General features: G+C 33.3%; 2 protein-coding genes. One reads left to right on the forward strand and one right to left on the reverse strand.

Features of this window, described 5'->3' with window-relative positions:
* Positions 1 to 46: 46 nt before the first annotated feature.
* A complete protein-coding gene (locus BN587_RS02370; RefSeq protein WP_021719547.1) occupies positions 47 to 715 on the reverse strand; it encodes a hypothetical protein in 669 nt (222 codons plus the stop codon).
* An 860-nt stretch (positions 716 to 1,575) separates the two neighbouring features.
* On the opposite strand from BN587_RS02370, the gene BN587_RS02375 reads away from it, so the two are divergent.
* Positions 1,576 to 2,255, forward strand: a 680-nt coding sequence (locus BN587_RS02375; RefSeq protein WP_044484025.1) for a hypothetical protein, incomplete at its 3' end; no start/stop codon positions are given.

Genomic DNA, 2,255 nt, shown 5'->3' on the forward strand with positions numbered 1-2,255 from the left:
TATAATAAAAGGACATACCCGATTCTTTAGGTATGCCCTTTTGTTTTTAAAGCATGTATACAATTACGTGTTTAATGTGGTCTACTTTTACAATTTTAATATCTTGTTGGCCTTTTTTGATTCTTTCAAGTGTAATTAATTCATCTTCGTTGTACCATTCATTTGCTTTTGCCCATCTGTCCCACTCTTCCGCAGGAATGACAAAGGAGCCATTTTCTAAGAATTTTTCTGCTTCTTGTCTTGTACATCCATCTGCTTCAAATGCTGCGATATCATCTTCATGTTGACATTTTTTTGTTTCTTCTAACGTTAGTCTATCTGTAATATAACATCCATAATCTCCGTATGACATAAATTCTTCTTCTTCATCAGTTATAGCGTTATTAATTGCTTGATTTTTACAAGTTTCTTTTATGAATTTAGCATTATATAATTCTTTTGTATCTTTATTGTATATTTCTACTTTGTACCACTGTTTCAAAGGATCGTACAGAATTCCTTTGATTTCTACCTTTGGATAGTAGTCTAAGATTTGATTCCAGATATATTTTGCTTCATCTTCTTCTAAGTGATTTTCAAATTTGTTTTCAAGTATCTCTTGTGCTGCATTTTGCATTTTAATGAATTGAGTATCATTGCTTTGCAAAAATGTATTAAGAAGATCAGTATAAGTACTAGCTTTTATAATATTTGTAGAGATTTGAATTGTTATCATTGATGTCATCCTTTCTGTTAGTGTTATTAATATAATACATTATTTTTTAACGAAAAGATAGTTATTTAAATTATTCATCTGTCCTCCTTTGACTAATTTATTATATTTAGTCAAAACACAACAAATCGCAGTGCAATGTCAAGGAGATAAAAAATAGAAAATCGCAGCGAAGCAAGGTTTTCTATTTTTCCTTGACATTGCTAATTTGCAATTTGTTATAATCAAACTAATCTTCCTAACTATTCTAATCAATGTTACTAAAATTAGTTATATTATTAAGGTTAGTAAAGTTATTTTAGTTATGTTTATTATGGAGATTATCTAAGTTATTACTATTATTTTCGTTATCATCGTTATTATCATTATGAATGTTATTGGATGTTTTGGGAATTTTCTTCAATTGAGCTTTTATTGAAAATATTTAACTTCTTATTGACATATTTCTGGTAATGTTATATAGTATCGTTAGATAACTAAATACCTGGGTTTCCAGAGGCATCTAAACTGAACGTCCGTGCTTACGTTCAGTTAGGTGCTTTTTTTGTTATCTATGCTGTTTCTCATTCATATTATCTTCTTTTTATTACTCATCAAATCAACCTCTGTGCAGAGGGAGCGGAAACTTTAAGTCCTCCGCTATTAACTGCTCACGCATGGAGGCCCCAAACTCCTTTTTTAGCCTTGTGCGTCAGCGCAAGGCTTTTTTTATTGTGATTTTTACTTGAAAATATTTTGTATGAAAAATGTCTTTTTTGAATAGAAAAGCGTTGACGGGGGGAGGGCAAGGTGTACTATATTAACAAGAGATGTGGACAACTTGCACTCTTTTTAATAGTCTAATCCCTTAATTGGAGGTTATCATGAAAAAATTATGTTGTTCTCTTATTGCTGCAGCTGTAATGAGCACTGCACTTCCCTGCTTTGCTATGACTGTATATGATCCTACTAACTATGCAGCTAATCTGGAAACCAAAATCCAGATGATTCAGCAGGTAAATCAGTCAGCACAGCAGCTGCAGGCTCAGATAAAAGATATTCAAAGTCTGAATCCGCAAGATATGGATAAAGCCTATAATCAAGTGCTTGGCATCTATAATTCTGTCAATAGTATTCGCACTCAGTCTCAGGCCATCGGTGAAGACTGGTCAACCAGTCTTAAAGAATGGAGTGACATGAATCCTGATTATTTTTCTATGGGCACAATCACCCTTTCTAAATTCCTCGAATTTCAGCAAAAAAGCGATAAGCGTGTAGATAAGACCTTGCAGCAGGCCCTTATGATGGCTGGCATTACCAGTGATAAGGAAACTCAAAAGACTGTACAAAGTGTATTGGAAACTATTGATGCTTCTAATAAAGCTGACGGTAACAAGGCAGCTCTGCAGTGCGCTAATCAGCTTTTAGGCATTATGATCAGTGAGAACAATAAAAGTGCCCAGATGCTTAGTGAACTGCTTAAGGTTAATGTTATGAATAAGCAGCAGGATATTGATAGAAGCAATCAGGCATCTAAAATGGCTTCAACTTTTGTAGACAGTGC

Origin of the sequence: Phascolarctobacterium succinatutens CAG:287, assembly GCF_000434895.1 — a bacterium.
Taxonomy (GTDB): domain Bacteria; phylum Bacillota; class Negativicutes; order Acidaminococcales; family Acidaminococcaceae; genus Phascolarctobacterium_A; species Phascolarctobacterium_A succinatutens_A.

What these genes read in the sequence shown, in the direction of transcription:
- BN587_RS02370 (WP_021719547.1), bottom strand. Translation starts at nt 715, where the DNA reads ATGATAACAATTCAAATCTCTACAAATATTATAAAAGCTAGTACTTAT.